Below are 8,334 nucleotides of genomic sequence, written 5' to 3' on the forward strand. Positions count from 1 at the left end.
AAAAGAGGTGGCGCCAGTACCGGCCGGCGCAGCCTGCGGCAGCGGCTACGGGGTTGAAGGGTGGTGGTGCAATGTAAAACGCCCTTGAGTGGGAGCTCAAGGGCGTTGGCGTCAGGCCGGTTGCGGGGCCGCGATCAGCGGTTGCAACGGTAACAGCGGGGCATGGGGGTCGGCGTCTACCGACTGGCGCCAGGCACCGAGCCATTCACCGTGGCCTTCGCTCCAGACCTGCTCATGCAGGCGGGCCAGAGCCACCGGGTCGCTCAACAGCGCCAGGCGCTCGCTGTTGTTGAGGGCCGCCGGCCCGACTTTCAGCGCATGCCGCACGCGCTCGATACGCAGCCACTCGATCGGCTCGGCCTGACCGTGACGGGAGGTCGCCAGCGCACACGCCAGGGCGTTCTGCTGCGGGTCGACCACGGCACGGATAAAGCCGTCGTTGAGGGCGTGCCAGCGGTTTTCGTGGGTGTACTGATCAGTTGCCAGCAAGGCCTGCGGCGGATTGTATTCCTCGGGGATCAGGAACAGGCTCTCGTCACGGGACTTCAGGCCCAGGCCGACACGGCTGGAGATCACCGACACCGGGATCGACAGCATCAGCGAACCGACAATCGGCACCAGCCACCACAGGAAGCTCGGGTTCAGCCACACCACCAGCAATGCCCAGAAGAAACCCAGCAAGGTCTGCGGACCGTGGCGCTTGACCGCCTCGCTCCACGGCGTGGAGTCGTCGTCACGCTGTGGCGAGTTCCAGGTCGCAGCCCAGCCGAGGAACGCGGCCAGAACGAAGCGGGTGTGGAAAATCATCCGCACCGGCGCCAGCAGCATGGAGAACAGCATCTCCAGCAGCATCGACAGGGTCACCTTGAACTTGCCGCCGAACTCTTTCGCGCCCTTGGCCCAGATCAGGATGATGCTCAGCAACTTGGGCAGGAACAGCAGCACGATGGTGGTCGAGAACAGGGCCACGGCCTTGTCCGGGTGCCATTGCGGCCACAGCGGGTACAGTTGGCGCGGCTCCATGAAGTACTGCGGCTCCATCAGCGTGTTCACTGCCAGCAGGGCGGTGGACAACACCAGGAAGAAGAACCACAAGGGCGCCGACAGGTAGGACATCACGCCAGTGAGGAACACCGCGCGGTGCACCGGATGCATGCCTTTTACCAGGAACAGGCGGAAGTTCATCAGGTTGCCGTGGCACCAGCGACGGTCACGCTTGAGTTCGTCCAGCAGGTTCGGCGGCAGTTCTTCATAGCTGCCCGGCAGGTCGTAGGCAATCCACACACCCCAGCCGGCACGGCGCATCAGCGCAGCTTCGACGAAGTCGTGGGAAAGAATCGCACCGGCGAATGCACCTTTGCCCGGCAAAGGCGCCAGGGCGCAATGCTCGATGAACGGCTGCATGCGGATGATCGCGTTGTGGCCCCAGTAGTGGGATTCACCCAACTGCCAGAAGTGCAGGCCGGCAGTGAACAGCGGGCCGTAGACCCGGGTCGCGAACTGCTGCATGCGCGCATACAGCGTGTCCATGCCCGAAGCCCGTGGCGCGGTCTGAATGATCCCGGCGTCCGGCGTGGCTTCCATCAAGCGCACCAGGCTGGTCAGGCATTCACCGCTCATCACGCTGTCGGCGTCGAGCACCACCATGTACTTGTAGTCGCCGCCCCAGCGACGGCAGAAGTCGTCGAGGTTGCCGCTCTTGCGTTTGACCCGGCGACGACGGCGGCGATAGAAGATCTTGCCGAAGCCCTTGGCTTCACGGCACACATCCAGCCACGCCTGCTGTTCGGCGATGCAGATATCGGCATCGTTACTGTCGCTGAGCACGAAGAAGTCGAAGCGGTCGAGGTCACCCGTGGCGGCAACCGACTCGAAAGTCGCTCGCAAACCGGCGAATACCCGCGGCACGTCTTCGTTGCAGATCGGCATGACCAGAGCGGTGCGCGCGTCCCGAGGGATCGGCTCGTCACCGGCACTGGCGCCGGAGATACGGTATTTGTCATGCCCGGTGAGCAACTCGAGGAAGCCCATCAGCGCGGTCCAGAAGCCCGCCGAGACCCAGCAGAACAGAATCCCGAACAGGATCAGGATGCTGGTCTGCAGCGCATACGGCAGCACCTGGGTAGCGGTCTGCATCAAGGGTTGGTGCAGGACTTCTTCCAGGTCGACGAAGGCCCAGCCCTGGTACGGCATGATGCCTTTCATGTACCAGCCGGCGACGATGGTCTGGCCGAGCATCAGCACCAGCAGGATGTAACGGCGGATCGAGCCCACGGTACGCCAGCGCGCCGCCGGGAGCACCCGCTCATCCTTGGGTGGTGCCGGCGGGTTTGTGCGCCCGGTCAGGCGCCGCCAGCCACGGACCAGAATGTTGGTGCGCCACGGCTCCGGAACCACCTTGGTGCGACGGATCGGTGGCGTGGCCTTGAGGCAAACCCGGCCACTGGCGTCGAGCGCCAGCATTTCGGCGTCCTCCAGCTCTTCGGCGGTGCTCAGGGTCAGACGCCGGCCGACCGACGCCTGGGCGGCATCGGCAGGGGCATCGAAGGTTGCAGACGACAGCCGCTGGTGCAGCTCGCTGAAAGACTGGCAACCCGCCAGTTCAGCGCGCTGCTCGTCCGTCATTGGCAGGTGCGCCAGGTACTCGGCGAGAGTCTCTGGCTGTACTTGAGAGTTACTCATCGGCAGGCAACTGATAGCTCCAGGTCTCGGTCAGGACTTGCTCAGTCGGGACAGATTCCGGTGTGGCTGGGGCGGCATCGGCAGCGACAGGCTGCTTCGCGTCTTTGTTGTCCTTGGCGTCCTTGGCGTCTTTGGCCGGCTTGGCGTCAGCTTGCTTGGCCTCGGCCAGCTTGGCTTCCTTGTCCTTCTTCTCCTGTTGCTTGGCGGCAATCTTGTCAGCCTTGGCCACGGAAGAATTGGATGCCGGCAGGGTCGACTTGGCAGGTTCGGCCGGAGCCACGTTTCTCACCAGCGCCGCACGCATCTCGGTGGACTTGCCTGCGTCCTTGATTTTCATCCGCAGGGTCAGGCGCCAGCCTTTGGTTTCAGGGTTGTAGCGCACGCTGTTTTCGACCAGCTCGGCGTTATCGCCAACGCTGACCTGGCTGCGCACTTCGGCATCTTCCGGCAGGGCCGCCAGGGATGGGCCCTGGAAGTCCACCAGGTACGCCACGCTGCCGTCCGGCTGACGGATCAGGTTCGACTGTTTGACGTCACCCGTGGAACGCAGGGTCTGCTCGACCCAGGCGCTGTCCGGCGAATGCAGGGCGGCTTCGTCGATGGTCCAGTGCAGGCGGTAGGCGAAATCAAAGGCCTGGCCCGGCTCCGGCTGTTTCTCCGGGCTCCAGAAGGCAACGATGTTGTCGTTGGTTTCATCGGCAGTCGGGATCTCCACCAGATCGACGGTGCCCTTGCCCCAATCGCCTTTTGGCTCGATCCACGCGCTTGGACGCTTGTCGTAGCGGTCATCGAGGTCTTCGTAGTGGCTGAAGTCACGGCCACGTTGCAGCAAGCCGAAACCACGCGGGTTTTCGACCGAGAAGTTGCTCACAGCCAGGTGTTTCGGGTTGTTCAGCGGGCGCCAGATCCACTCGCCATTGCCGGCATGGATCGACAGGCCGCTGGAGTCATGCAACTCGCGACGGTAGTTGAGGACCTTGGACGGCTGGTTGGCGCCGAACAGGAACATGCTGGTCAGCGGGGCGATGCCCAGCTTGCCGACCTTGTCCCGCAGGAACACTTTGGCCTTGACGTCGACGATGGTGTCGCTGCCCGGACGCAGGGTCAGGCGGTAGGCACCGGCTGCACGCGGCGAGTCCAGCAGGGCGTAGATCACCAGGTGCTTGTCGGTCGGCTTGGGTTGCTGGATCCAGAACTCGCTGAAACGCGGGAACTCTTCGCCGGAAGGCAAGGCGGTATCGATCGCCAAGCCACGGGCGGACAAGCCGTAGGTATGGCCCTTGCCCACAACGCGGAAGTAGCTCGCGCCGAGCATGGTCATGATCTCGTCTTGCTTGTCGGCCTTGTTGATCGGGTACAGCACACGGAAACCGGCATAACCCAGCTTCTCGGTGGCCTTGGGATCGAACTTGACGTCGCCGAAGTCGAAGCGACTTGGGTCGTATTTGATCTCTTCGACGGTGTTGGCCGTGATTTCGTTGATTTTCACCGGCGTATCGAAGTGCATGCCCTGGTGATAGAACGACAGCTTGAAGGGGGTTTTCTGATTGGCCCACTCAGCTTTTTCAGTGAGGAAGCGGATTTTTTGATAATCCGCGAACTTCATGTCACGAAATTCGTTCGGCAGGTTACTGCGCGGGGCCTCGTACTTCTGCCCGGCCAGCTCTTTGGCTTTGGCCGATACATCATCCAGATTGAAAGCCATGAGCGGACCGGCGCCAAGCAGGCAAAGCAGGGCAGAGCCTGTCAGCAGCGCGTTTCGTAACCGTTTGGCAGACAATTTTGGTGCATTACAGGGACTAACAATCACGAGCAACCCTCGCCGAAAACAGATCAAAAAACCAACGGCCAGCTATCTATATGCCAGGTTGGCGAGCATTGTTCCGACTCCGATGGGGCGAAATGATTCCCCAAGCGGTCACGGACAAGTCTCTACCTAAGTCAAAATGGACCAACGAACGCTGATCCCCGTAGCGCGCGATTATCTAGTAGGCCGCGTTACAACGCATCAGGGGGAACAAAGTATTTATTGGGTAAAACAGCTGTTTTCGACCTAAATCGGCGGAAAAAGATGTTTCAAGCACTTTCAGGTCTGTAACAGGAAGGTTACCGGGCCATCATTGACCAGATGCACCTGCATGTCCGCACCGAAACGTCCCGATGCCACTTTGCCATGTAACTGTTGCGCCTTTGCTAATAGATAGTCGAAAAGCTCTTGGCCCAGGGCTGGCGGCGCGGCCGTGGAAAAGCTCGGACGCAAGCCGCTTCTGGTGTCGGCGGCCAGGGTGAACTGCGACACCAGCAGCAGACCGCCATCGACCTCGGCCAGGGACAGATTCATCTTGCCCTCGGGATCACTGAACACCCGATAGTTAAGCAGCTTGTGCAGAAGTTTGTCGGCGCTGGCCCGGGTGTCGTCGGGTTCGACCGCCACCAGCACCAGCAACCCCTGGTCGATGGCGCCTACCACCTCCCCCGCCACTTCCACCCGTGCACCACGCACCCGTTGCAGCAGGCCCTTCATGCTTCTTCAAGCGGCAGGTCGAGCAGGCGCCTGGCCATCTGGTCGGCGGCGCGCACCAGGGCGTCGGTGATCCCTGGCTCGGAGGCCGCGTGGCCGGCGTCGCGGATGACTTGCAGCTCGCTGTTGGGCCAGGCCTGGTGCAGCTCCCAGGCGTTGTCCAGGGGGCAGATCACGTCGTAGCGACCGTGGACGATAACCCCCGGCAGGTGGGCGATCTTGCCCATGTCGCGAATCAGCTGGTCGGGCTCAAGGAAGGCATTGTTGGTGAAGTAGTGGCATTCGATCCGGGCAATCGACAGCGCGCGCTGCGGCTCGGAGAAGCGGTCCACCACCAACGGGTTCGGGCGCAGGGTCGCGGTGCGCCCCTCCCAGGTCGACCAGGCCTTGGCCGCATGCATCTGGGCAATCTGGTCGGTGCCGGTCAGGCGTTTGTGGAAGGCGTTGAGCAGGTCGTGGCGTTCATCCTGTGGGATGGGCGCCACGTAGTCCTGCCAGTAATCCGGGAACAGACGGCTGGCGCCGTTCTGGTAGAACCACTCGATTTCCTGCGGACGCGCCAGAAAGATCCCGCGCAGAATCAGACCGTGCACACGCTCTGGATGGCTTTGCGCGTAAGCCAGCGCCAGGGTCGACCCCCATGAACCGCCAAACACCACCCACTTTTCGATCCCCAGGTGCAGGCGAATCCGCTCCAGGTCGGCGACCAGGTCCCAGGTGGTGTTGTTTTCAAGGCTGGCGTGGGGGGTGGAGCGACCGCAACCGCGCTGATCGAAGGTGATGATGCGGTACAGGTTCGGGTCGAAGTAGCAGCGGCTCTGGGCATCGCACCCGGCTCCCGGGCCACCGTGGATAAACACCACCGGCAGGCCTTCCGGAGAACCGCTTTCATCGACGTACAGCACATGCGGTTCGTCGACAGCCAGATCGTGCCGGGCGTAGGGTTTGATCTGCGGGTACAAAGTCTGCATTGCGCGCTCCGTAAGGGTCGGGTTCATCCCTGGGGGGACTTCAATTATTCTGCCGTCCGGCATCATAAACCCGAATTACGCAATCGGCATGCCCTTGAGAAAAATGGGGTTGTCAGCCCCATTCATGCACATGAACCCTGCCCCCTCAGGGGTTTGCCGCCAGGGCGCGCACCCTCACTTGCCGTAACGCTGCCGGCCCCAGGCGAGCAACCCTTGCAGCAACTCCTTGAGCACCACCTGGGTCGGCGCCGCCAGGTCCGGGCGATAGCGGAACGGTTCGAACTCTTCCATGTAGGTGCTCTGCGCCAGCTCCAGTTGCACCGCGTGGATATGCTCGGCCGGGTTGCCGTAATGGCGGGTGATATGACCGCCCTTGAAGCGCCCGTTCAACACATGGCTGTAGTCGCCATGGCCGGCGCAGATAGCCTCCAGCTGGTTGGCCAGTTGCGGGTCGCAGCTGGCGCCGTTGAAGGTGCCGAGGTTAAAGTCCGGCAGCCTGCCCTCGAACAGATGGGGGATCAGCGAACGGATCGAGTGGGCATCGAACAGCAAGGCGTAGCCAAACTCGTCCCGCAGCCGCGCCAGTTCTTCCTGCAGGGTGCGGTGATACGGCCCCCAGACCTTTTGCAGGTAACTCACCCGTTCCTCGGCCGACGGCTCATGGCCCTCCTTGAACAACGGCACGCCGTCGAACAGGGTGGCCGGGTACAGGCCGGTGGTGGCCCCGACATATAAAGGTGTGTCGTCGGACGGGCGGTTGAGGTCGATGACAAACCGCGAGTACTCGGCAGCCAGGGTGCTGGCCCCCAGTTCCTGGGCAAACTCGTAGAGCTGCGGGATGTGCCAGTCGGTGTCCGGCAGGCTTTGCGCCTCGGCGATCAGCCCGGCCTCCACGGCGGGCGTCAGGCGCACGCCGGCATGGGGCATGCTGATCAGCAGCGGCACCCGGCCTTGTTTGAAGTTCAGCACCTTATCCACAAGCATTCTCCTAAACAGTCACTTCCACGCCGTGACGCACGACGCGTTTTTCCAGGTCGCCGCCCAGCCAGTAGGCCAGGTCGGCCGGACGATCAATCTGCCAGGCGACAAAGTCCGCGACCTTGCCGACCTCCAGCGAACCATGGGTCTGTTCCATGCCCAGCGCCTTGGCCGCGTGCAGCGTGACGCCGGCCAGGGCTTCTTCCGGGGTCATGCGAAAACAGGTGCAGGCCATGTTCAGCATCAGGCGCACCGACAACGCCGGCGAGGTGCCGGGGTTGAGGTCGCTGGCCACGGCGATCTTCACCCCATGCTTGCGCAGGGCCTCCATCGGCGGCAGTTGGGTTTCGCGCAAAAAGTAGAACGCCCCCGGCAACAACACCGCCACCGTGCCGGACTGGGCCATGGCGATGGCATCGTCTTCGGTCATGAATTCCAGGTGGTCGGCCGACAGCGCGTGGTAGCGCGCGGCCAGGCTCGAACCGTGCAGCGACGACAATTGCTCGGCGTGCAGCTTCACCGGCAAGCCAAGTGCCTGCGCGGCAATAAACACCCGTTCCACCTGGGCCGGCGAAAACGCCAGGTATTCGCAGAACGCATCCACTGCATCCACCAGCCCTTCGGCGGCCAGCGCCGGAAGCATCTCGTGGCAGATATGGTCGATATAGTCGTCAGCGCGGTCGGCGTATTCCGGTGGCAAGGCGTGGGCCGCCAGGCAGGTGCTGCGCACACTGACCGGCAACTCGGCGCCCAGGCGGCGGATAACCCGCAGGATCTTGCGCTCGCTGGCCAGGTCCAGGCCGTAGCCGGACTTGATCTCGACACTGGTGACGCCGTCGCGCAGCAGGCTTTGCAGACGCTTTTTGGCACTGGCGAACAGCTCGTCCTCACTGGCGGCGCGGGTCGCGCGCACGGTGCTGGCGATACCGCCACCGGCGGCGGCGATCTCGGCATAACTCACGCCCTGCAGGCGCTGCTCGAATTCACCGCTGCGGTTGCCGCCGAAAACCGTATGGGTATGGCAATCGATAAAGCCCGGGGTTACCCAGGCTCCAGCCAGGTCCTTGACCTGGGCGTAGTCGCGGGGGGGGGCCCCCCCCCCCCCGCGCCAACCCACGAAGATAGAGCCGACCCAAACCAACAACCCCCCCCAGAAGAAAAAGAATAAGACAGAAGCGCAAC

The 8,334-nt window shown here is 62.9% G+C and carries 6 protein-coding genes; all 6 read right to left on the reverse strand.

Annotated features, from left to right (window positions below):
• Positions 1 to 111: 111 nt before the first annotated feature.
• Entirely contained in the window at positions 112 to 2,682 is a 2,571-nt protein-coding gene (gene mdoH, locus ACOZJV_RS27320) for a glucans biosynthesis glucosyltransferase MdoH (RefSeq protein ID WP_078469426.1), read from the reverse strand.
• Complete coding sequence (locus ACOZJV_RS27325; protein ID WP_201129106.1) at positions 2,675 to 4,492, reverse strand: glucan biosynthesis protein; 1,818 nt, start codon at positions 4,490 to 4,492, stop codon at positions 2,675 to 2,677. Before ACOZJV_RS27325 ends, mdoH begins: the two co-directional genes overlap by 8 nt.
• A 276-nt stretch (positions 4,493 to 4,768) precedes the next feature.
• A complete protein-coding gene (gene dtd, locus ACOZJV_RS27330) occupies positions 4,769 to 5,206 on the reverse strand; it encodes a D-aminoacyl-tRNA deacylase (RefSeq protein WP_421548913.1) in 438 nt (145 codons plus the stop codon).
• On the reverse strand, positions 5,203 to 6,174 hold the full coding sequence (pip, locus tag ACOZJV_RS27335) for a prolyl aminopeptidase (protein ID WP_078469424.1): 972 nt from the start codon (positions 6,172 to 6,174) through the stop codon (positions 5,203 to 5,205). Before pip ends, dtd begins: the two co-directional genes overlap by 4 nt.
• Before the next feature lie 174 nt (positions 6,175 to 6,348).
• Positions 6,349 to 7,152, reverse strand: a complete 804-nt coding sequence (gene hutG, locus ACOZJV_RS27340; RefSeq protein WP_421548914.1) for an N-formylglutamate deformylase — start codon at positions 7,150 to 7,152, stop codon at positions 6,349 to 6,351.
• Positions 7,153 to 7,162: 10 nt separating this feature from the next.
• Positions 7,163 to 8,334 (reverse strand): imidazolonepropionase (hutI, locus tag ACOZJV_RS27345; RefSeq protein ID WP_421548915.1); only part of this gene is annotated, 1,172 nt, incomplete at its 5' end.

It is taken from the genome of Pseudomonas sp. QD4, assembly GCF_049199125.1.
Taxonomy (GTDB): Bacteria; Pseudomonadota; Gammaproteobacteria; order Pseudomonadales; family Pseudomonadaceae; genus Aquipseudomonas.